Here is a 21,250-nt window from a genome sequence, read left to right on the forward strand (position 1 = left end):
GATGCTAGACCCGGAGCATGGGGTATGAAACCCCTGGCAGCACAAGGATGGGACGATGCACTTCAGGATTTACTGCTGGTTTTTATTTCTTTTGTCCACGCTCGACCTTCAAGCACAAACGGCGCGCCCCAAGGGATTCGTTTATGCCGACGGAAGCGAACTTCGGGTCGACGGCGAGCCTTATGTTTTTTTCGCGGCGAATAGCTACAGCATGCTGGATTCCCGTATGGCCGCGGACCAGCAGTTTGCGTCTCTGCAAAAACTCGAGGTCAATGCCTTACGTATTTTTGCGTTTGCGAACTGTGACGCGCCCGCGGATCCGAAGCGTTGCCTGGTTTACAATCGCCAGCCGGGTATTTTTCCACCGAAACTTGAGTATCCTGAGGAAGCCTGGCAGCAACTCGATTACGTGCTGAAACGGGCCCGCGATCTGCAGATTCGCTTGATCATGCCCTTGGCCAATTACTGGGATGAATATGGCGGCATCAATAAATTGGGGGAATGGGCCGGCCTGCCTCCAGAGCAGAAGCCTTTTTTTGATCGGGAAGATTTTTATCGATCGGAAGCAGCTCGCGCGGTTTATCAGGACATTGTCCAACATATGGTGGAACGGGTGAATCACCTGACCGGTATCGCCTATAAAGATGATCCGACGATACTGATCTGGGAGCCGATCAATGAAGCACGGGGCCGATCGGATATTACGGGCCAGACCGTCAGCGGCTGGTTGAATTGGGCGGCGGGTGTCATCAAACGCTGGGATCCTCATCACCTGGTCGGTACGGGGAGCGAGGGCTTTCTGAAGGATTATGTGCCTTCCTCGGATAGTCTTGCCGCCTTCAATTACGATCAATATCCGTTTCAGGCCTCGCGGTTTCACCAAGGTCGGCGGACCAATCCGTTGACGCAAGTGGTGGAAATCGAGAACCTTGTGCCCGAAGGCAGTTACTTTCTTGAGGACTGTCAGCAGCCGATGATTGATGTCTGCTCCTTCCATGCCTGGCCTTATAACTGGTTCGCGGTCGATCAGCAGGACGGTCCCACTTTCATTCAGGCCTGGGTGCAGTCGCACGTGGAAGTCATGCGCAAGGCCAATCTGCAAAAGCCGCTGTATTTGGGTGAATTCGGTCGGCAAATCGTCCGCAATTCCGCGCAGGGTTGGGACGACCGCGATGTTTTCTATGCGGCTACCTTCCGGGTGGCCCAGGGCACAAAGCTTGCAGGCCTTGGGTTTTGGAATCTCTCGATCGCAGCACCTGAGGCGCTGAAGAATCAAATCAGTTTTGATGTCATCTGTCCGGGGCAAGGCAGCTGGGATTCCACCTGTCCTTTGATTCGTGATTTCAGTACTCTTTACACGAGCCGCAAGGCCTTTTAATCATGGATGCTCCGATGCAGATCGAACGTTTTTTTCAAACCGCCAATGCTGATAATATCGCGACTCTTGTCCCTCAGTTCTATCGGGAGGATATTCAGTTCCGCGATCCCCTGGTGGCACTCCAAGGCCGCGAGCAGCTGATCCATCATTATGAAAAGATGTATGAAGGCGCCGAGGATGTTCAGTTTGCTTTTGGCGAGCATCTGCAGGAAGGCGACTCGCATATGCTGGCCTGGACCATGCGCGTCACGGCCGATAAATTGAATGAAGGCAAGCCGTTTAATGTCGATGGCGTTTCTCATATCAAGTATGCCGATGGCATGGTCTATTACCATCGCGATTACTTCGATCTGAGCGCCATGTTCTATGAAAAACTGCCGATTATCGGTGGCCTGGTGGGCTGGCTCAAAAACCGGGCCGCGCATTCCTGAAGAGCGGCGCCTTCCCATGGAAAGGCGCTGGAATGGAACTATTGGGTCAGGGCAAACAAACCCTGACGACGAGGAAAATTATAGTTTGCAAACGCGTGAAAACCGCCCTTGGTTTCGACGCGGTAACTTTCCAGATGCAATCCTTCGTCGTTTCCTTCCAGAACGTGAAAATGGTTCCGTGACTCTTCGTCACCACGTCCGCGATTGGATGTCGTTGTTCCACAGCTGATCAGAACCAAGGGTGATGAACAGGGTGTGGGTTTCAATGGAACGACGGCGGCCTGATGCACATGTCCCGTCAGGACAATATCGAGACGAATCCCGCCGCAGACGTCCTGCCAATCCGTGTCCAGCGAGGGGTGATGAAAGCCCTGATCCATCATGCCAATCGGATGATGCAGTGCCATGATGCGAAAATCATTCTCTGGCGCCTTGGCAAAGGCCTGTCGGCACAATTCCAGTTGCGATCGGCTCAGACGGCCTTGAACCAGCCGCGTATAAGGTCGAACGCTGTTCAGTGCCACAATCGTCGCGCCGGGTATATGTTCCACTGTGTCCAGCTGGGGATGAATATGCCTCCGATAGCGAGCAAAAGGGATCAACATTCGCTCCCAAAAACGGTAGAGCGCAATATCATGATTGCCCGGACAAACCACGACCTTGGGCGTCAGTGTCCGGGCCTTCTTTAAAAAAGCGGCCGCCGCGACAAATTCTTCTTCTCTGGCCCTCTGTGTCAAATCGCCTGTAATGATCAGACCGTCTGGCCTGAGCCTTGCAAGCGCTTCCAGCAGCTGCTCCCCAACCCAATCTGAATAATGGGGGCCAAAGTGGAGATCAGATACATGAATGAGCCGCATGAAGTCTCCTACAATCAATTCGTTCCACCTGTTCTTCCGCGTTTGCGGACTCAGGACGAGGAATGCAACTCCTGGACCCAAACTGGGAATCCCGGTCAGGCATTTCGCCGGTATTTTTTTGTGCTCAATCCCGCGTCAGGTAGCGCCAATGTCGAGAAGCTGCAGACCTACGCTCTGGAAAAAGCTCAAAAACTCGGCAAGGCGGTGGAGTTTCATATCCTGCAGCCCAAGGATGATCTGAAAAGCATTTTGGACCAGGCCGACCGCAACGGCGCTGAAGTTTTTGTAGCCGCCGGCGGCGATGGAACCCTGGCGGCTGTGGCCACCGAAGCCTTTCGGCTGAATAAGGTTTTCGGTGTTGTTCCCTCGGGAACGGCCAACGTGTTTGCAGCCGAGCATCTGATTCCCAAGGGAATTGAAGACGCGGTTGACCTCGTGTTGGAAGGCGGCGCTCTGGAACCTGTGGATGTGGTCATGGTGGGCAACAAGGCTTTTCTGTGTCACATCAGTGTCGGGACCTATTCCTGGATCACCACGCAGACGCCTCAGCATGCGAAAAAAAGATTTGGTCGCATCGCCTATATCTGGAATACGTTCAAGCTCATGTTTCAGGAACGCATCTGGACCTTCGAACTGGATGTCGACGGTAAAAAATTCATGCGCCGGGCGTCAACCATCATGGTCACCAACGCGGGATCCATGGGGGCCACGGGATTGCGCTGGGGCGAGAATATCAGCACATCCGACGGTTTGATCGAAATCTGCATTATCCGGGCGCGCACGTTCCGGCACTATTTCTCTCTTTTATGGGCTTTTGTGACCCATAAGCCGCATCATCCTATGAAGGAATATGCTTTCGTTCGCGAGAAAGCATCCATCAAAGGGCCCAGTCATTTGCCGATTCGGGCTGATGGCGAGGAAATCGGTACGGGCTTTTTTGAATTCCGAGTGGCCAAGCACGGCCTGGGCGTTTTGATGCCTCAGGATGCTCGCGCGACCTTAAATTAAAGAGCCTCATCGATCGGCAGCCAGCCGATCATTTTGACTTTTACCCTCTGCCAGAAACTGCTGTCCGGTTCTTCTTGAAAGCTGACCGGTGTATTTTTTCTCTGTCCTTGCCACAGCAGTTTCTCGTCCTCATTGTCACATTCCGATCCTTCACAGCGCAGCTTAACGTGCCAGCTATTGGTGGGTTGCATCCCGTTTTCAATCATGCCGACGAGCAGGTTGGCGAACTCCCGGCTTTTGATGATCGTGGATCCAGGTTATAGCTGCCCACAAACGAATATTCACGATCAATGACATAAGCTTTGGTGTGAAGGTTCGCGCGACTGGCCAGGACGCCTTTTTTGTGTTTCGACTTCGCAGGTTGGTTATCACTCCGCCATTCATAGAGATCTGCGCCTGCCGTCAGCACATCCTCGCGGTGTTTGGCGTAACCAGCATGCGCCGCCAGCACATCGTTGGATCGCATGGAATTGGTCAGGATTCGAGTCTTCACCCCTTTTTTGCGCCATTCCCTGAATTTTCGAACCAAAGCCCGTGAGGGGATGAAATAGGCCGTTTCCAGCAGCAGCTCCGTTTCCGGCTCAGGAAGCTTGAGTAACTGGTCCCCAAAGGTTTCCGCTTCATCATCGTGAACAATGTCAGGTGAAGCCGCCAGAATACGATAAGGCGCCCAGATCATACGGTTGACCCGAGTGACCAGCCAGGGATAGGACTTTTCCGGTTCCAAAACAGGGAGGACCATCTGATCTTCAGCCGCGGCGTCAAACTGTTTCCTTAAGGCTGCCCAATCGAGCGAATCCCGGCCTTTCAGATTCTCTCCCGGTTCATTGACCGGCACGGACGCCTCGGCGTTCCAGTAGGTGTCGAAGACTTTACCAAATCGTTTCGCGGCGGGTCCAGCGACCAGAACATCCAGATCTCGAAAGTTTTTTTCGTCGTTCAGATCAAAATATTCGTTGCCGATATTGCGCCCGCCGACTATCAAAAGGCTGCTATCGACCAGATAAAGTTTGTTGTGCATGCGATGGGTCAGGCGTCCATAGTCGAGTACCATTTCCATGCCACGCGTGATCATGCCTAGACCCTGGCTGCCCGTGCTGGCCGGGTTAAATAACCGAATTTCCACCAAAGGATGTCGATCCAAAGCCTTCAAAAGGCTGCGATCTTCTCCTTTGTGGATGTCATCGATGAGGATGCGAACCCGAACACCTCGCTCAGCGGCATCCAAAATGCGCGAGAGAATAAGGCGTCCGGTTTGGTCATTGCGCCAAATATAGTACTGAACATCAAGCGAACGCACGGCCGTGTCGGCCAAGGCAGTTCTGGCTCGCAGGGCTGTCTCGCCGTCGATCAAGGGATAAAATCCCGATTCGTTGGGATAAAATTTCGCTTTCGCTTGCACGAGATTGACAAGCGGCGACGTCTCAGGCGCCGGCAGGGCAGTAGAAACGGGGGCGTTCTGTCGTGAGCCGAGCGCATGTGCGGCACAGCCCGACAGGACGAAAGGGGCCATGAGCAAAGCCAGCAACATAGACACAAGCATGGTGACGTTCCCGGTGAAGTCGGCGTTCATTGCCGAACAAACACCCACTTTGCAAAGAGTGGGCCGGGAATGGTCAGGTTTTAAACAGCGTCGGGAATGGTCACGATGATCGGAGCACCCTTGGTGATCACCATGGTGTGCTCAAACTGAGCTGTGACAAAGCGGGGGTGGGTGAGCAGTGTCCAGCCGTCGTCGCCATCTTCAGCATGATGGGCACCATTGGAAAGAAACGGTTCAATGGTAATCACCATGTTCTCTTTCAAAATTCTTTTATCCTTGGCATCAAAGAACGGCGCTATAAATTCCGGGTCTTCGTGCAAGGCGCGGCCGACGCCGTGACTGCCGAGATTGCGGATGATAGTCAGCCGACGGCGTTTGGCTGTGGCTTCAATCGCTGCTCCAATGGCACGAATCGGTTGGCCCGCGCGGGCGACTTTGATCGCTTCCTCAAGGGCTTCGCGCGTGGCTTCGCAGAGTTGACGTTTGGTTTTGGTTTCCGGTGGGATCATAAAGCTGCCGCCTGTATCCGCGAACAGACCATCCAGTTCCGCCGACACATCGATATTGACCAGATCGCGGGCTTCCAGCACCTTGTCACCTGGAATGCCATGAGCGATTTCATGATTCACCGAGATACAGGTGCTGCCTGGAAATTTATACGTGACGAGTGGTGCCGAGCGTGCGCCATGGGCCGCGAGAAAATCTCGCCCGATGTCATCCAATTCACGCGTGGTCATGCCTGGCTCCATTCTGCGTGCCATGTGCTGCAGGCAGTTGGCGACGATCTTGCCAATGCGTTTCAAACCTTCCAATTCCTCGAAAGTTTCAATGGTCATAAATTTCAGGTCCTTTGTGTTGTCCAAAGTACAAGCAGATGCGGGGATGATACTCCTTTTTTAAGGGCGGTGCACGTGGAGCTTCAGCCCCTGGCGTATTGCTGGTGGCCAAGGGCCAAGCTTCAGGATAAACTGGTGTTTTTGGAGAACGAAAGGAAGCGGCATGGTCCAGGAATGGGATGTGATCCTGGTAGGCGGGGGGATTGGCGGCCTGAGCTGCGCTCACTTTTTGCGTCAGGTGGGATTTCGTGTCTGTGTTTTGGAACGCAGCGCGGGGCTGAGCGAAGTGGGCGCTGGTTTACAGTTGGCTCCCAATGCCCTGGCAGCCTTGCGTGAAATTCATTTGCTGCCTGATCTGTTGCCCCTGGGCTGGATTATGCATCGCGTCGACCTCGTATCCACCCGCAGTGGTGTTTTATCCTCAATGAACATGAAGGATAAAACGGTTCTGGCCATTCATCGTGCAGAATTGCAGAAACTGCTGGCGCGTGATCTGGGACTTGAGGTGTTGCGATTCGGTGTTGGCATCGAGTCCATGCATGAAGAGGGCGATCGGGTGCGGGTCATGTTGCGCGACGGCGTGATACTCTCCGCACGGCTTCTGATCGGAGCGGATGGCTTGCGCTCGCAGGTGCGAACGCAATTTTTTCCGCCGGTGACCTTGCGCTATTCCGGAACCAGCAGTTATCGTGGTATTGCGGCAGCTCCGGGCTTGTTAAGCGATCCCCATGTTGGAGGCGAGATCTGGGGGCCCGGTTGTCGCTTCGGCTATGCTCATATCAATAGCCACGATATTTATTGGTATCTGACCTTCGATGCGCCGCCGCACGAAACAAGAACGCCTGAGGCAGGCAAGGTTCACGCCCTGCAGCTGATGGCCGCGTTTCCTGAATATAAGGCGATAGTCGAGCGCACAGATCTTGCCCGCATTATTCAGACCGATATCAGTGATATTCAACCGACGACCCATTGGGTGCAAGGTCGCGTGGCGCTGATGGGCGATGCCGCTCATGCCACCACTCCCAATCTTGGACAAGGTGCGGCTCAAGCCCTTGAAGACGCCTGGGCACTCGGTGTGGCACTGAAAAAATTTGGACTTGAGCCCATCGCATTGCAATCGTATCAGGCGGCTCGGCAGAGCAAAGCCTTATGGATCGTACGGCAATCGTGGTCGTTTCAATCGATGTGTCACATTAAAAGACCCTGGCTGCAGACGCTGCGTGATCTGACTGTGAAGCATATGCCGGCCAGGATCCAGCAGGCGACACTGGCCCGCATTGACAAGCCCGAAGTCGGATTGTCGGAAGGGTCCTAAAGGCCGCCGGATAGGAACGGCCTGTCTTGTTGGGGCGGGACTGCTTATTCCGTGGCTGGGCACTTGAGTTTGATATCATCCTGATACATTTGCCTTGCGACTTCAAAACCCAGGGCCTGGCAGCTGCCTTCAGTGGCCGGAGCGGCCAGGTCTTTAGCGTAGTTCAAACACTGGGTCTGCAGTTTGGGTGAAGGAATACGGCACTGCGTCCAATCTTCCAGAATGGTCCAGCACCAGACGACATAATCCTTGGCAGCGATATGATTGCCGGCGTTCGAGATATTCTCGACAAGATGCTTGAAGCCTGTGCAATAGTTTTTGGTTTCCGATTCACTGGCGCATGCCTGCGGTATCCTGTCTTCCGGGCCACAGCCATAGTTCATCACATAGTGGGGAAGGGGACCATTGCTGACGGCGTGAGCGGTGGAACCCAGGACAAGCAACACAGTTGCTGATAGCAGAGATTTCATAGGAGACTCCCGATCATTGGAATGTATTTCGCTCCTCGCGCAGTGCAAAGAAAGTGCCATTGCGGGTGCCGCGCGGATCACCGACTGCAGCTGGCTGGTCTGGTATTATTGGGATGGACTTGTTCATGTTCCTGGACATTGTCCTGGAGTCTGCACACGGCATGACCAGGCCGAGACGGGCGGGACAGATGTCCGTTCTTACGGTTCAGGCGAGGTGGTTTTGGTCTTTGATGCAGCATCCGGCTGCATGATTTTCATCCAATTATTATTCTGCCCCAGTAAAATCTTGGAGCCCTTTTCCACCTCAAGGGTTTTGCCTTTGGCCAGCAGCACCTCAAAAACGGCCAAGGAGCCATTGGTCTTGAGCATCTGCAGCAGAGCTTCACCGCGGGTATTGGATTCCTTGATCACCCAGCGCTTGGCACTCTGTTTGACCAAAAGACCCTGACCCAGTTCGCTGGTATTTTTCAAAAGACCAGCCAGGATCAAACCATCACGGGCATCCAGGACCACCGCATCGTAACCGAGATTACGCGACATCCAGGTCAGCATAGTGGAAGAATTTTTGCGATCCTGGGCCGACAAAGGCCAAGAACCAAGGGATTTATAATGCTTGCTGGTGTTGGAAAGGACCGACATCTTCGTGCCCCGGTCCACCAGCACCATCTGCAGCAGATCAGGATCGAGCAGCAGGTCGTTGGGCAACTCGGACAGGTCTTCTTTAGGATTCAAGCGGCGCATGAAATCCATATCTTCGATAGGAACATACTGAACAAAACCCAGACCTGAAAAATCCGCCATGGTTTTATCCCAGCGGCGGGCTTTGGTGGCATTCCCGGTGCGGATCGTGATGTTGCGCAAGAGCGTGGGCTGCTGCCAGACAGACTCCGACAGTTGGTTCCACCAGGTCATGGGATCTGCAATGTCATCAGCCCGCGCTTGCCGCATCAGGCCCAAAAGAGCAAGGATGAAGAGAAGTCTTACCATGAGACAGTTATCCCTCCCCCGACGTAGAGCAGATTGAAGCCGAACTGACGAATGGCCAGGTCACTGTCTGCAGCGGCGATGGATTTGGGATCGCGTTCCAGCGATAGGCGTTCGGCGTAACCAAAGGCGAGGGCTTTGAGGTCCCAATTTCGTTCTTTCATGAGATCGATATAGGCATCGACTCCAATACGTGCACTGGTCACGGACACGCCATTGGATTTAACAATGCTGGCCTTGGCCGAACTATAAGAGGCCCAGAGCCGATTGCGTAGCCAAAGCGATTCTTTTTCCAGTCCCAGTTCGACATTAAGATTCAGAACACGGCGGGCCTCAAAGGCGGTCAGTTGGTATTCCCCGACGCTATCCTGCACCGCCAGCTCAGATTGAAAGCTGAGAAGACCAATCTTGGGCTGCACATCGATGCGCGAAATCAAGCCGTCCCATGCGTCGGGCGGGGTAAATTCCCAGGACCAGCCCAGCGAGGTACGGCTCATTTCAAAAAATTCGACCAGGCCGTTGTGTTCTTTTTCGGCTCTTGGGGTCAGGTCATAGTACAAACGCAATCCGGCCAGCGGTCCGCTACGCATTTCCAGAAGCAGGGAAAGGAGCGACGTCTCGGTGATCACCGATTCACCCTGAACAAAGGAGTGACCGTAACGCAGGCCAGCGTAATTGGAGGAGAAACTTTCAAAGAGCATGCGATCCAAAAGATTCAGGAGCGAAAAGCCCTGGGTTTCACCATTGATCTTCTTTTCGTATTCCGCCTGCCTTTGATTGCGTCCCTTGCTGTTTTGGATCCAATAGCGTTCTCCCTCACGCAGGGGGGAATAAGTGCGCTTCCATTCAAAGCTTTCCGCACGGCCTTGCTCCAGATTCCGAAACTGCTGCTTGCGACCCAGGCGGGCTTTGAGCTTGGGCATCCACAGGTTCTTGGCCGGCATGTAGTTCAGTTCGTAGATCAGGAGTTCTTCTGGAAGCAGGGGCATATCCGGATGCATGATGAGTTCAAGATTCTTGCCGACTGCCGTATGGGTATAGACCCAACCCGTCGGCAGGCTTTCCACAATCAGACGGGAGAGGAAGCGGAGCACGCTGGCCTTTTGCAGATCCTCCAGGAATTCACCGTCCAGATGAAAACTAAAGGTCTGGACGGGAATCCATCGACCCTTGGCCTGAAACTGAATATCAATGTCGATAAATTTGGGGCGAGCCGTAAAAGTAATGCGCCAGGGAACGTCTTCGGCTGTTTCAGGTTCCTGAATGTCCCGCTGGCAGATGTATTCGGCCAGGAAGCCCGGCGAGCTGTTATTGACCAGAAGATTTTGGCCCAAACCCTGGCAGAGGCGGAGCCACTGCGCCTGGCTGGTTTCGCCACTTAAGATTTTATCGGCGTTCTGCAGGCGAATGTAGGCCTTTTGAGTTATGGCATCAAGGGTCAGAACGTCCTCGGCAGCATGCCCAGGCAGCGCAATGAACAACAGTATGAGCCAAAGACATCTCATGCAGCCATTATCTCTTCCTGTTTGAACTCGATAATCAAAAGGGTCAGGTCATCGTCAAAGACCTTGGCCTTTTTGTTAAATGTGATCGCGTTGTTCATCAGTGATTTGCAAAGAGTAAACGGATCCTCGTGGGCATGGGCCTGCAGAAAGAGTTTCATGGGACGCGCGCCCCACTGCTTGCCTTCCGCGTTTTCCAATTCCGTCAGACCATCTGTATAGAGAATGATCTTGTCACCTGGGAGCAGGTTCACCGTCTCATTATAGAAAACGGAGTCTTTTTCCAGACCCAGAATACAGGAGGATTTACGCTTCTGGAGAAGGTGGCGGTAGGGCACCTTCGGGTTGGGGCCCAGACGGGTATCCTTGGTGTTGGCCGGAATCAGAACGGGATAAGGATGACCGGCATTGGAGAAGGTCAATGTGCGGTTTTCGCTATCGATCAGCAGAGCCAGGAAGCTCATACAGAGCTTACCACGCAGGGTTTGATACAAAAGCGTGTTCAGGGATCGCAGAATCTCGGCTGGATCCTTGGCAGGAAACGCACCCGCCATGATCTGTTCCGAAAGGATATGAGTCGTCGCGTAGGCGATCGCGGTCACCAGAGCCGCAGGGACGCCATGACCTGTGGCATCACCGATGACGATCAATTCCCTGTTGGATCCCAAGGGATAGTGACCCCACCAATCCCCGCCGCATTCCGAAGCCGGTTGATAGAAGCTTGTGACCAGCAGCTGGCGGTTGCGGATGGTGTTTTCCTTAAAAAAGGTATTCTGCACCGACTGGGCGACCGACAGTTCCTGGTCCAATCGAGCTTTTTCGTGCTCTGCGGCCAGCAGGTTTACAATTTTGCGGGTCATCAGGTTGAACGCAGCGGAGAGCTGCCCTAGCTCATCCTGGGACCTTACGCTGACGTTGTGTTCGAAATCGCCCGAACCGAGACGCTGCGTGGCTGCATACAGTTCCCGCAGGTTGGTCAGGAGGTTGCGTATAATCGTGGATGAGACAAAGATGGCGAGCAGGACAAACAAAACTGTCCAGCGCAGCATATCCCACAAGAAGCTACGAATGGCTTCGTCGATCGACGAAGTATCCTGATGCGTGACGAGCTGCATGGGATAGCCTGGGATATGATGGTAAGCTACGAAAAAGTTGCCCTGACTGGTTTTCAATTCACCCAGATAACCGGCCCCTAAATCACCCTGCATGAGCTTCTGAGCCTTGTTCGCAAAACTTTTCACCGGCACGATGGTCCGGTAGGTTTTCCGGCTGACCAGGTCGCGAAAACTCTCGTCCAGCAGGTAACTTTGAATTTTTCGATCTGCCGATGACGCCAGGGGAATGACCCGCAATTCGAAACTCAGGACGACTAAAACCATTTCGTCGGCGCCCCGAATGGCCAATCGTCGAATCAGGACGGCCTCGTCGGTAATCTGCGGATGATGCAGGATACGAACTTCATTGCTGCCGAGGGCCTTTTTCCAGATCGGACCACCCAAGGCGGGATATTCGGGGTTCACTCGCTCCACGAGCGTGGTCAGTTCACCGGTTTTGTTCAATCGGAAAATCTGCAGGCTTTGTGCACCCTCTTCACTGACAAGGAAGGCGTCGATCATTTCACCACGAGTTTTTTCAGGCAAGGTCAGGACGGACTGGACAAGGTAGCTGAGGCGGTTGTCCCAGCGGGTCAGAAGGCTAAAAATCTTCTCGCCCAGCAGCTGCGTGCCATCGATAAGGCTGCTCTGGTACTGACGATTGAGGTTTTCCCGCAAGGCCTGGCCGTTTTTAAACGTGATTGAACCGACCACCAAAAGTACGAGCACGATGGTGAAGACAAAAATTTTAGCGCCGAAGCTTTGTCGCATTCCGAATGTCATAATAATCCTGATGTTCCTACCTGCTTCATCGGAAAGAGAAAGAAAATCCTGAATACCTTCAGACCCTGCAATTCTTACCGATACAGAGAACGGGAGGACGCATCATGCCCCGTAGCATGTTGATGATTTGGCTCTTGGCCATGACCCTCTCCATCGCCTGGATCGTCTGGCCGAATCAGGTGGAGTATAAGCAAGGGGCTTTGGCTAACGTTGCCAGCATTCAGGGCAATGTTCATATTCGACCGGCGGGCAGCTTTACCTGGACCTCGGCTCGGGTCGGAAGTCATTTGCTCGCACTGGACGCGATTGCGACCGGTGCCAACAGCCGTGCGGAACTGCAGCTCGAAAACGGTGACACCATCGTCCTGCCCGAAGATACCCAAATCAAAGTTCAGGCTCAAACCGTAATCCCCGGCATGACCATCTCGCTGATCAAAGGCGGGCTGGAAATTCAGACCGAGGATATTCGGGACATTGATAAAAAAGTGGAAGCGGTGAAGGAAAAACGCAAACCTGCCGCCAAACCCATCACCATTCAGACCAATCGATACAGTGTGGACCTGTCCCGACTCGAAGGTCAGTTCCGTCTGCAGGCGAATGCCGGAGCGGAAGCCTCCAAGCCGGAAACCGTTCGCGTCCAGAATGCCAAGGGCGCCATCAGCCTGGCTCGACTGGATGACAGCGATAGAGCGACCGTGGATCAGCAGCTCGATGATTCGATTCAGGAAGCGCCTTTGCCGGCGCCGATCGAGGTTTTACCTGATGTGGTGGCTGAGCCCGTGCCTTTGCCTGTGCCGCCGGTGAAGAAGATGGTGCCGGTCCCCGTCCCTGAACCTGAGGTTATGGAAATCACGCCCGAACCGGATGTTCTGCCGTTGGTCAAAGAGCCGGCCGAGGAATTGGTTTTGCCGCGCCTCAAGGATTCCCAGCTGAGTTTTTGGTCGGTTGAGTCCATCGAGGAGTCTTTGGAAATTCCTTTGGTGCTGCCGCTGGGACAACCCAAGGCAGTGTTCAATCCTGAACGTTGGCAAACCATTCTGCGTATCAGTGTTCGTGGCTCGAAAAAAAGTGTCGTCGTAAAGCGTGAGCCTGGTTCGCTGGGGATTTTCTTTTATTTGCGTGAACTGCAAAGTATCCTGCCACAGAGAGATTTGGATGGCTTGAGCCTGATCGTGGAAAGCGGGCTCGTACGGCGCGGAGATGACAGTGAAGAAATACGCTTGTCCGAATGGAAAGTCGGGGTCTCGCTGCATAGCTTACAGAATCGGCAACCGGTGACGTTGCAACTGGATGGGTGGAGGTTTGTGGAGCCCACTGATCAATGGATCCGTACTCCGGCGTTGGCGAAGTCAGATATTGGGTTACACCTGATTGAACCCTTGATGCTCACGGAATTGGAAGGCTATGTGCGAGGAGCGAGAGCCTTCACCGTTCAACCCCTGCAGGCGGCTTCGCAATTGGCGCCGGTTCATTTCGTGCGTGGGAAAAGTATTGTGGCGACCATGGATATGACGGACGAACGCTATATCAAGGGATTGGTTAAGAGGCTGCGCCCCGATCTGGTTTATCGGGGGTCTTTTCAGGCCTTCCTTGGCGGCAAGGGCTCCTTTGATTTGAACAAGGAAGCCAGCCGCGGTGGTGAACTCTATTATGTACGAGGCGATCGCGTTTTGAAGCTGGATCGAAATCTCGTCAAGACACATTCCGCAGCGCGGGCCTTTATCCGAAACTTCGACCCCTATTTCATGGGCATGCAGGTGGATATTCTTTACAACAAAAACTGATCATTCACGCACACAAATGACCGTATTTGTGTAACCGCCAGCTGATTGTTGGGCTTTGCCGCCGTACATAGTCGTACCATCTGCAAGGAACACGCGCCAAGCCATAGTCGTATCTGCAGATCCAGTTGTCGATGACCATACGTAATTGCCGTCTATATCAGGAGCAAAGTAACTGTTATTTGAACTCGTCCCAGCTGTTCCACCCTTAAAGTAGATGTCACGGATACCGTGTAGCGAGGCAGTCTGCAGGTCATGCTGAGTTGGCAGTCGCCAGTCTGTGAAACCGCCAAAGCTCAGAGAATCGCACCGAGCTACGGCAGCCGACCATGTGGCGCCGTTATTATTTGGGGCTGCGCCTGTCGTCGGGTAAGATTCAGACCAGTACTGTTGGGTCATGCGATTATAGAAAATACAATCATCGGCGTCTGAATTACATGTTCCATCACTGGTAAAATCAGCCCAAATGTTAGCCGAGGCATCACAAACGCTTTCCGCTCCCCATCCGGGCATATAAGTTTGTGGTAAAGTCGCCTGATTTTTATTCCAGTTATCGATCGTATCCCAGACATCAAGGATTGTGCCAGAGCTGCCAGCATTGTCATTGACTGTTCCATCCTGGTTATAATGGGTGGAATTGATGCGATTCTGGCAAACGGCGCGGACCTGGCCACTGAGACCGCCAGCAGATTTTCCATACCGTATATCCCAAGCCGAGATCGCGGATGTATCCACCGACTTATAGGTGTTTGTTGTCAAACATCCGGTCAGGCCATCTCCAGTACAGTTCGCAATCGAACCAGTCGTCCCAAAGATCGTCGCCGTTCCTGCAATATTTGTTGCGATAATATCCGTATCGCCTGCCCCAGTATGAAGTGCACCTGTCGAGTCAAACCATTCGAATGAAGCTGCAGCCTTCACTTTGGCATCGAAGGTTGCCAGGGTTAAATCTGCCGTTGCTGTACTGCCAGCCAAGGCATACGTTGCAGACGGATAGGCGCCCGTGACACCTGCCGCCACCACACCATTTTTAATATTCGCGGCGGTTATGTTCGTAAAGTCTGCCGACTTATAAGTGCTTGTCGTTACGCAGCCGGTCGCATTATTCGTCGAGCAATCGGCAAGCGAAGGTGTTATACCCGTTCCACTTACACCATAGGTGCCGTTCACGATTCGAACGTTACCAGCGGTGGGCAATGTCAAAGTCCCTGTGCTGCCGCTTGAGACACCGAAGGTAACACCGTTCAAGACATTACCGATCGAAGGCAAGGTGATATTACCACCGATGCCGGCAACGGTTTGACCGGAAAGAACTTTGCTGCCAAGACCCGAGGTGGCTGCCGCTGTGTACGAAGCCGTTGCCACACAACCGGTGCCGCCATCCGCAGCACAGTTGCTGTGTGATTCTGCAGTAGCCGAACCAGCGATTCCCGCTACTGTGAAACCACTTACAATTTTAGGAGCCAGGCCGCTTGTTGCAGCTGCTGTGTAGGAAGACGTCGCCACGCAACCTACGGATCCATCCGCCGTACAGCTGCTATGCGATTCGGCAGCGGTGGATCCTGCGATACCCGCGACCGTATTGCCACTGACAATTTTTGCCGCCAAACCCGAAGTGGCCGCAGCTGTATAAGAAGAAGTTGCGATGCAACCGGTGACGCCATCCGCCGCACAGTTGCTGTGTGATTCTGCAGTCGCAGACCCAGGGATACCAGCGACTGTGTTACCGCTTACAATTTTAGGAGCCAGCCCACTGACAGCAGCAGCTGTATAGGATGAAGTGGCAACGCAACCCGTTGCGCCATCTGCAGAGCAGTTGCTATGAGATTCGGCAATAGCCGAACCAGAAACACCTGCCACGGTTTGACCTGTAACGACTTTCGCAGCCAATCCTGTGGTCACCGCAGCCACCATCAGAGGCCCAACTGCCACACACCCTGCGGCACCATCACTGGCACAATCAGCCAGAGTTGGTGTCGTGCCACTGCCGCCGATACCAAACGCTCCGTTACCCGTACGAACCTGCGCGGCAGAAGGCAAAGTCAATGTTCCTGTGCTGCCGTTGCCTGCGACACCAAAACTTGTTCCTGTGTAAACGACATTGGTAGCAGGCAGAGTTACGTTACCAGCCGTGCCGGCCACAGTTTGCCCCGAGAGAACTTTGGAAGCCAAACCTGTGGTCAAAGCCGCCGTATAAGTCGATGTCGCAACACAACCGGTGGTGCCATCAGCCGAACAGTTGCCGTGGGACTCAGCTGTCGCCGAACCAGGGACACCTGCAACGGTGTTACCGGATACAATTTTTGCAGCCAAGCCTGTTGTGAGGGCAGCCGTATAAGTCGAGGTCGCGACGCAACCCGTGGATCCATCGGTCGTACAACTATTATGCGATTCTGCTGTTGCCGAACCCGAAATTCCGGCCACCGTATTGCCGGATACAACTTTCGGTGCGAGGCCTGTCGTCAAAGCTGCAGCATAGGTGGAAGTTGCCACGCAACCTGTTGCACCGTCTGTTGTACAGCTGTTGTGGGATTCCGCAGTGGTTGAACCGGTAATACCGGCAACCGTGTTACCCGAGACTATTTTTGGAGCTAAACCGGAGGTGGCAGCCGCCGTGTAAGCCGCTGTTGCCACGCAACCTGTGGCGCCATCCGCGGAACAGTTGCTATGCGATTCCGCAGTCGCTGAACCGGTTATGCCAGCGACCGTATTTCCTGAGACAACTTTGGGTGTCAGGCCCGATGTGGCCGCCGCTGTATACGAAGCGGTCGCGACGCAACTGGTGGCTCCATCCGCTGCACAATTACTGTGCGACTCGGCGGTAGCCGAACCGGTAACCCCTGCTACTGTATTGCTGGAAACAATTTTTGGTGCCAGGCCAGCAGTGGCTGCCGCTCTGTAAGCTGCTGTTGCTACACAACCAATATCACCATCCGCTGTACAGCTGTTATGCGATTCAGCAGCGGTTGAACCGGTGATACCGGCCACCGTGTTACCCGATACAATTTTGGGGGCTAGACCGGAAGTGGCGGCCGCTGTGTAAGAAGCTGTAGCCACACAGCCTGTGGCGCCATCTGCAGCACAGTTGCTATGGGATTCTGCTGTGGTTGTTCCGGAGATTCCAGCAACCGAGTTACCTGATACAATTTTTGCCGCCAAACCGGTCGTCAGCGCAGCCGTATAAGTGGAGGTGGCGACGCAGCCTGTTGCTCCGTCCGCCGAGCAGTTGTTATGCGATTCGGCTGTAGCGGAGCCATTAACTCCGGCCACTGTATTTCCTGTTACAATTTTTGGTGCAAGACCAGACGTAGCCGCTGCCGTAAAGGAAGCATTCGCCACGCAGCCTGTGGCTCCGTCTGCGGCACAGCTGCTATGAGATTCGGCCGTCGCAGAACCAGCAACGCCGGCTACTGTGTTACCAGAAACAATCTTCGGAGCCAGGGCTGTCGTTAACGCGGCTGTATAAGTGGAGGTGGCCACGCAACCGGTCGCACCATCCGCCGAGCAGTTGTTTTGCGATTCCGAGAGAGTTGAACCCGCAATACCGGCAACCGTGTTACCTGAGACAATCTTGGGAGCCAGGGCAGCAGTGGCAGCCGCTGTGTATGCAGCCGTTGCGATACATCCGACATCACCATCAGCCGCACAGTTACTATGGGATTCTGCAGTGGCCGAACCAGCAACGCCTGCCACCGTATTGCCTGTAACGATTTTCGGAGCAAGGCCTGCGGTCAAGCAGCGGTATAAGTCGAGGTTGCCACGCAACCGGTCGCGCCATCTGCCGAACAGTTATTATGTGTTTCTGCGGCTGCGGAGCCCGAGATGCCAGCTACGGATTGACCCGTAACCACCTTCGCCGCCAGCCCTGTGGTTAAAGCAGCCGCAAAATTCGGTCCCACAGCCACACAACCTACGCCTCCATCGGTTGAGCAGTTGGCCAGGGTGGGAGTAATACTGGAGCCAGCGACACCAAACGCACCATTGCCGCTACGAACGTTCGCAGCTGTTGGCAAGGTCAAGGTTCCTATCGCGCTATTTCCATTGATACCAAAGCTGGTTCCTGTGTAAACCAGACCTGCTGCAGGAAGCGTCACGTTACCGTTCACTCCGGCTACAGTCTGACCCGAAAGAACCTTATCACTCAGGCCCGTAGTAAGAGCCGCACGATAAGGCAGACTTACCACACAGGATGTCCCACCATCGGCCGCACACAATGCATGTGATTCTGCAGGTGCCGTTCCTACAACGCCTGCAACCGTCTGACCCGCGGCAACTTTTGAGGCTAAGCCGGTGGCCATGGCTGCAGGGAAAGCTGCAGTCGCCACACAGCTCGTGGCGCCGTCTGTCGTACAGTTACTATAAGTCTGACCTGCTGCGGTTCCCGAGATGCCGGCCACGGTTTGGCCGACCATAACCTTGGCTGCAAGGTTTTGCGCTGAAGCGGCCGGCATATCGGCGGACGTGACGCAACCGACTTCGCCGTCTTTGCTACAGGTCGTATCTGCAGGCACCATGACCCCGGTAACGCCGCCAATGATCACACCAGCACGAATGTTTTGGGGTAAAAGATTTAACGAATTCATGTCGCATATGCGTTCGCCCGTGGTGAGGATACCGTCTCGATTATAGTACTTGATACCCTCGCAAACTTCGGACGCGTCGAGCATAACCAAGGGGTATGACGTCCCTTGAGTTTCAGCATCGCGAGTGGAATCGACGACGACTTTGCTTCCAGGTTTATAAGCTGTGGTTTGAGTGGCAGCGCGATCCACGACGTCAACGGTTACGTTGTCCTGGCAGGCGCTGAGAACGAAGATGGATAGAACTGTTATAACCTTCATCATCGTTTAACTGCCCCCTCCGGCTCGCAAGTCGGGTTACATTTCCTCTAAGGGGCGTATCCCAAGTGTAGCCAGGGCGTAAGATTCAAGGGTTCAATAAAATTCGCACAATTCCTCATCGAGTGTTGAACCTTAAATCTTGAGGGATGGGCAATACTTCAGTCATTTCATTTAACTGAAGTATCAATGATTTAGGTCACGATCGCGACTTTCGGCTAACGAAGCCGCGACCATGACCGAGCGGTCTCTATTGTTTAGAACGTGGTAGGAACTTCGACAAAGCGCAACTGAAGGAGTTTCAGGCCCTGGTTATCAAAGTTCCAGAAGAAGTCCTGCAGGCGTGAATCGAACAGGGGAACGCGATCCAGATCACCATCACCATCGATGTCAGCCGAGATTGAAAGGAGTTCACGCGAGACGTTGGAAAAGGTGCTTTTGCCTTTGGTGCGAACCTGCACCAGAGTTTCCAGGCTGCAGACCAACTCGCCTGAGACAACATCAGAAGCGCAGGTGTTGGCTTTGATCGAACCGTTCGGCTTGCCCAGCGCGCGAGCAAACACAGAGTAAGATGTTATGCCGTCACCATCCGCATCAGGGGCTGGCAATTGAAATGCGGCAGTTCCGTCGGTGCCGTTCGCATCGAGCACCTGGAAGGCGCCCTGGCTCAAATTGACCCTTGCGGTTCCTTCCAGAGGCAGGAAAATACGGTTGCCGCTGGTAATCGTCGCCGTTTTGGTTTTGGGAACACCGATCAGGTTCAGGCTGAAATGCTTGCCCGATGGAGCGCCATTCCCTGTCAGCGAAGCCGCATCATTATTGCTATTGTCTTTCTTGGAAATACCAAATGAACGGAGATTCAGCTGTTCCGCACCACAACCAGTCATAGTCAGAGCAAAGGCGATAAAACATCCAATGGAGAAAGCAAACAAGACCTGACTGTTGATGCGGATCATAGACGCCCCTCTATAAATTACGTTCGTTGATGCATACACAAAAAACTTATCGGTATATGTAGGTAAACATTGAACGTGCCTTGCAAAATCATGTAAAAACAATATGTTATGACTATTTAATTGCAGCGATCTATACACAAAAAAATGGATTAAAAGACCCTGGTTCTGTGTAGGTCTCAAGATTTGTCACAAGCTGACCGTGGGCTGCGTGCCCCTGAAAAAAATGATCCCACGCAACACGTCGTATTCATGCTCGTCTGCGGAAAAATTTTATTTGCTCCGCTGGCTGCCGATAAATTTTGTACTGGTTTCGAAAATAAATCCTGGAGGGGGGGAATATGAAAGTACAACTTAATCTGGTTATCCATGCCGCTCTTGCCGTAAGTGCCATGATCGGGGGTACTGCTTGTAATAAGACAGCAGCCACCCAGGCCGCTGAGGAAGCTCCCGCTGATATCGAGAGCGCATACTTCGGTTTGTCAGCCGAAGTCCAGAAGGAAATCCTCGGCGTCGAGGCTCGTCCCCTCTCGGACGTTCGCAAGGAACTTATGGCCAAGGCGGATAAGGATGGCGATGGTATACTGAGTGAGCAGGAAAAGACTGATTTTAAAGCTCAGTGGAAAGAAATGAAGGATCAGCTTCGTGCGGAGCTGAAAGCGTCCTTGGATAAAAATAAGGACGGCACCGTGAGCGAAGAGGAAAAGAAAGCTGGCCTGGAGGCCCTCGGACAGCAAATTAAAACGGCTATCCATGCGACCCTGGAAGAGATACGCACGGCCCAGCAGGACATGCGGGATAAGATCAAAGCAGCGTGTTCCAAGAGCGGCGACGCGGGAAAACCGGAAGCCGAAGCTGAACCTACGGCTCTTAAAGATGGTACGGGACGTTCTGCCAACCAGGGTCCAGCTGATGACCTTGATGCCGAAAGCACCAATCAGGAAATCGAAAAAGAATTGAATGCCTGTCAGACCGTGGTCCAGGCCGAAAAAGATAAGATGCATGAGATGCTGAAGGCATCCCTTGAGAAGCTCCATGCTGAATTGGATGAACTGAAAGGCAAGCTTGGTTCCATCGATGAAGCTCAGTCTGCTTAAGACATCGGATTCAAGGGGACCGTATGCGCGCAGAGTTGCTTATCGTTGTGTTTGGTTATGTCGCGGCCGCCTGTGGGCCGCTGATCGGTCAGCAGAGTCGAGTGGAACCCAAAGCCCCTATTCCCGTCGTGCGTCCGGTGGCGAGCCAGGACAACGCGATATCTCTGGATGGCAAAGGCCTTTACGAAAAATTATGTGCGTCCTGTCACGGGACGCTGAGTCTCTCGACTGCGGCCCGTGCCTCATTTGATGCCATTCAAAACGCCCTGCTCGATATTCCGAATATGCAAAGCCTGCCGGAACTTAATGACGAACAAGTGAATTCCATCGTCAGTGCTCTCAGCAAAATTCCGCCAGGTAAGGGCCGGTCCAAACCTTGA

The 21,250-nt window shown here is 53.6% G+C and carries 18 protein-coding genes; 7 read left to right on the forward strand and 11 right to left on the reverse strand.

The window, feature by feature from the left end; translation table 11 throughout:
* Positions 1 to 55: 55 nt before the first annotated feature.
* Both VE954_RS01210 and VE954_RS01215 read left to right on the forward strand, forming a co-directional pair.
* The gene (locus VE954_RS01210) at positions 56 to 1,378 is read left to right on the forward strand and encodes a hypothetical protein (RefSeq protein WP_324948800.1); all 1,323 of its coding nucleotides are present in this window, start codon (positions 56 to 58) and stop codon (positions 1,376 to 1,378) included.
* Between the two features lie 14 nt (positions 1,379 to 1,392).
* A complete protein-coding gene (locus VE954_RS01215; RefSeq protein WP_324948801.1) occupies positions 1,393 to 1,809 on the forward strand; it encodes a nuclear transport factor 2 family protein in 417 nt (138 codons plus the stop codon).
* A gap of 38 nt (positions 1,810 to 1,847) precedes the next feature.
* Here the strand turns inward: VE954_RS01215 and VE954_RS01220 are convergent, their stop codons facing one another.
* A complete protein-coding gene (locus VE954_RS01220; RefSeq protein ID WP_324948803.1) occupies positions 1,848 to 2,666 on the reverse strand; it encodes a metallophosphoesterase in 819 nt (272 codons plus the stop codon).
* Here VE954_RS01220 and VE954_RS01225 point away from each other — a divergent pair.
* Positions 2,652 to 3,674 (forward strand): diacylglycerol/lipid kinase family protein, encoded by a 1,023-nt coding sequence (locus tag VE954_RS01225; protein ID WP_324948805.1) that lies wholly within the window; start codon positions 2,652 to 2,654, stop codon positions 3,672 to 3,674. The two genes, VE954_RS01220 and VE954_RS01225, sit on opposite strands and share 15 nt — an antisense overlap.
* Here the strand turns inward: VE954_RS01225 and VE954_RS01230 are convergent.
* From VE954_RS01230 to map, 3 genes are all read right to left on the reverse strand, one after another.
* Positions 3,671 to 3,865 carry a hypothetical protein gene (locus VE954_RS01230; protein ID WP_324948807.1) on the reverse strand — a complete coding sequence of 65 codons (195 nt, stop codon included), beginning with the start codon at positions 3,863 to 3,865 and terminating at the stop codon, positions 3,671 to 3,673. The genes VE954_RS01225 and VE954_RS01230 overlap by 4 nt on opposite strands.
* 11 nt (positions 3,866 to 3,876) lie before the next feature.
* A complete protein-coding gene (locus VE954_RS01235; protein ID WP_324948809.1) occupies positions 3,877 to 5,217 on the reverse strand; it encodes a phospholipase D family protein in 1,341 nt (446 codons plus the stop codon).
* Positions 5,218 to 5,297: 80 nt separating this feature from the next.
* The gene (gene map / locus VE954_RS01240) at positions 5,298 to 6,053 is read right to left on the reverse strand and encodes a type I methionyl aminopeptidase (protein WP_324948811.1); all 756 of its coding nucleotides are present in this window, start codon (positions 6,051 to 6,053) and stop codon (positions 5,298 to 5,300) included.
* A 163-nt stretch (positions 6,054 to 6,216) separates the two neighbouring features.
* On the opposite strand from map, the gene VE954_RS01245 reads away from it, so the two are divergent.
* Positions 6,217 to 7,368: an FAD-dependent monooxygenase gene (locus VE954_RS01245; protein ID WP_324948813.1), complete on the forward strand. Its 1,152-nt coding sequence runs from the start codon at positions 6,217 to 6,219 to the stop codon at positions 7,366 to 7,368.
* 44 nt (positions 7,369 to 7,412) lie between these two features.
* Here the strand turns inward: VE954_RS01245 and VE954_RS01250 are convergent, their stop codons facing one another.
* The 4 genes from VE954_RS01250 to VE954_RS01265 all read right to left on the reverse strand — a co-directional run bounded on the left by VE954_RS01250 (position 7,413) and on the right by VE954_RS01265 (position 12,189).
* Positions 7,413 to 7,838, reverse strand: a complete 426-nt coding sequence (locus VE954_RS01250) for a hypothetical protein (protein ID WP_324948815.1) — start codon at positions 7,836 to 7,838, stop codon at positions 7,413 to 7,415.
* 198 nt (positions 7,839 to 8,036) lie between these two features.
* Positions 8,037 to 8,825: a hypothetical protein gene (locus VE954_RS01255; RefSeq protein ID WP_324948817.1), complete on the reverse strand. Its 789-nt coding sequence runs from the start codon at positions 8,823 to 8,825 to the stop codon at positions 8,037 to 8,039.
* Entirely contained in the window at positions 8,819 to 10,327 is a 1,509-nt protein-coding gene (locus tag VE954_RS01260) for a hypothetical protein (RefSeq protein ID WP_324948819.1), read from the reverse strand. Before VE954_RS01260 ends, VE954_RS01255 begins: the two co-directional genes overlap by 7 nt.
* Entirely contained in the window at positions 10,324 to 12,189 is a 1,866-nt protein-coding gene (locus VE954_RS01265) for a PP2C family protein-serine/threonine phosphatase (RefSeq protein ID WP_324948821.1), read from the reverse strand. Before VE954_RS01265 ends, VE954_RS01260 begins: the two co-directional genes overlap by 4 nt.
* 116 nt (positions 12,190 to 12,305) lie before the next feature.
* Here VE954_RS01265 and VE954_RS01270 point away from each other — a divergent pair, with 116 nt between their 5' ends.
* Positions 12,306 to 13,985 carry a hypothetical protein gene (locus VE954_RS01270; protein WP_324948823.1) on the forward strand — a complete coding sequence of 560 codons (1,680 nt, stop codon included), beginning with the start codon at positions 12,306 to 12,308 and terminating at the stop codon, positions 13,983 to 13,985.
* Here the strand turns inward: VE954_RS01270 and VE954_RS01275 are convergent, their stop codons facing one another.
* From VE954_RS01275 to VE954_RS01285, 3 genes are all read right to left on the reverse strand, one after another.
* The gene (locus tag VE954_RS01275; RefSeq protein ID WP_324948825.1) at positions 13,986 to 17,675 is read right to left on the reverse strand and encodes a DUF1566 domain-containing protein; all 3,690 of its coding nucleotides are present in this window, start codon (positions 17,673 to 17,675) and stop codon (positions 13,986 to 13,988) included. It abuts the gene before it with no gap.
* Between the two features lie 38 nt (positions 17,676 to 17,713).
* The gene (locus tag VE954_RS01280; protein WP_324948827.1) at positions 17,714 to 18,826 is read right to left on the reverse strand and encodes a hypothetical protein; all 1,113 of its coding nucleotides are present in this window, start codon (positions 18,824 to 18,826) and stop codon (positions 17,714 to 17,716) included.
* Positions 18,827 to 19,077: 251 nt separating this feature from the next.
* Positions 19,078 to 19,776 carry a hypothetical protein gene (locus VE954_RS01285; protein ID WP_324948829.1) on the reverse strand — a complete coding sequence of 233 codons (699 nt, stop codon included), beginning with the start codon at positions 19,774 to 19,776 and terminating at the stop codon, positions 19,078 to 19,080.
* Positions 19,777 to 20,114: 338 nt separating this feature from the next.
* Between VE954_RS01285 and VE954_RS01290 the strand changes: the two genes are divergently transcribed.
* Entirely contained in the window at positions 20,115 to 20,870 is a 756-nt protein-coding gene (locus VE954_RS01290; protein ID WP_324948832.1) for a hypothetical protein, read from the forward strand.
* A 23-nt stretch (positions 20,871 to 20,893) separates the two neighbouring features.
* Positions 20,894 to 21,250, forward strand: a complete 357-nt coding sequence (locus VE954_RS01295) for a cytochrome c (RefSeq protein ID WP_324948834.1) — start codon at positions 20,894 to 20,896, stop codon at positions 21,248 to 21,250.

Origin of the sequence: Oligoflexus sp. (assembly GCF_035638955.1) — a bacterium.
Classification (GTDB): Bacteria; Bdellovibrionota_B; Oligoflexia; order Oligoflexales; family Oligoflexaceae; genus Oligoflexus.

Bases quoted from the DNA above. Each gene is read 5' to 3' on its own strand.
- VE954_RS01270 (WP_324948823.1), top strand. From the start codon at position 12,306: ATGCCCCGTAGCATGTTGATGATTTGGCTCTTGGCCATGACCCTCTCC.
- VE954_RS01235 (WP_324948809.1), bottom strand. From the start codon at position 5,217: ATGCTTGTGTCTATGTTGCTGGCTTTGCTCATGGCCCCTTTCGTCCTG.
- VE954_RS01250 (WP_324948815.1), bottom strand. From the start codon at position 7,838: ATGAAATCTCTGCTATCAGCAACTGTGTTGCTTGTCCTGGGTTCCACC.
- VE954_RS01290 (WP_324948832.1), top strand. From the start codon at position 20,115: ATGAAAGTACAACTTAATCTGGTTATCCATGCCGCTCTTGCCGTAAGT.
- VE954_RS01285 (WP_324948829.1), bottom strand. From the start codon at position 19,776: ATGATCCGCATCAACAGTCAGGTCTTGTTTGCTTTCTCCATTGGATGT.
- VE954_RS01255 (WP_324948817.1), bottom strand. From the start codon at position 8,825: ATGGTAAGACTTCTCTTCATCCTTGCTCTTTTGGGCCTGATGCGGCAA.
- VE954_RS01245 (WP_324948813.1), top strand. From the start codon at position 6,217: ATGGTCCAGGAATGGGATGTGATCCTGGTAGGCGGGGGGATTGGCGGC.
- VE954_RS01220 (WP_324948803.1), bottom strand. From the start codon at position 2,666: ATGCGGCTCATTCATGTATCTGATCTCCACTTTGGCCCCCATTATTCA.
- VE954_RS01230 (WP_324948807.1), bottom strand. From the start codon at position 3,865: ATGCAACCCACCAATAGCTGGCACGTTAAGCTGCGCTGTGAAGGATCG.
- VE954_RS01260 (WP_324948819.1), bottom strand. From the start codon at position 10,327: ATGAGATGTCTTTGGCTCATACTGTTGTTCATTGCGCTGCCTGGGCAT.
- map (WP_324948811.1), bottom strand. From the start codon at position 6,053: ATGACCATTGAAACTTTCGAGGAATTGGAAGGTTTGAAACGCATTGGC.
- VE954_RS01265 (WP_324948821.1), bottom strand. From the start codon at position 12,189: ATGCGACAAAGCTTCGGCGCTAAAATTTTTGTCTTCACCATCGTGCTC.
- VE954_RS01280 (WP_324948827.1), bottom strand. From the start codon at position 18,826: ATGATGAAGGTTATAACAGTTCTATCCATCTTCGTTCTCAGCGCCTGC.
- VE954_RS01295 (WP_324948834.1), top strand. From the start codon at position 20,894: ATGCGCGCAGAGTTGCTTATCGTTGTGTTTGGTTATGTCGCGGCCGCC.
- VE954_RS01215 (WP_324948801.1), top strand. From the start codon at position 1,393: ATGCAGATCGAACGTTTTTTTCAAACCGCCAATGCTGATAATATCGCG.
- VE954_RS01225 (WP_324948805.1), top strand. From the start codon at position 2,652: ATGAATGAGCCGCATGAAGTCTCCTACAATCAATTCGTTCCACCTGTT.
- VE954_RS01210 (WP_324948800.1), top strand. From the start codon at position 56: ATGCACTTCAGGATTTACTGCTGGTTTTTATTTCTTTTGTCCACGCTC.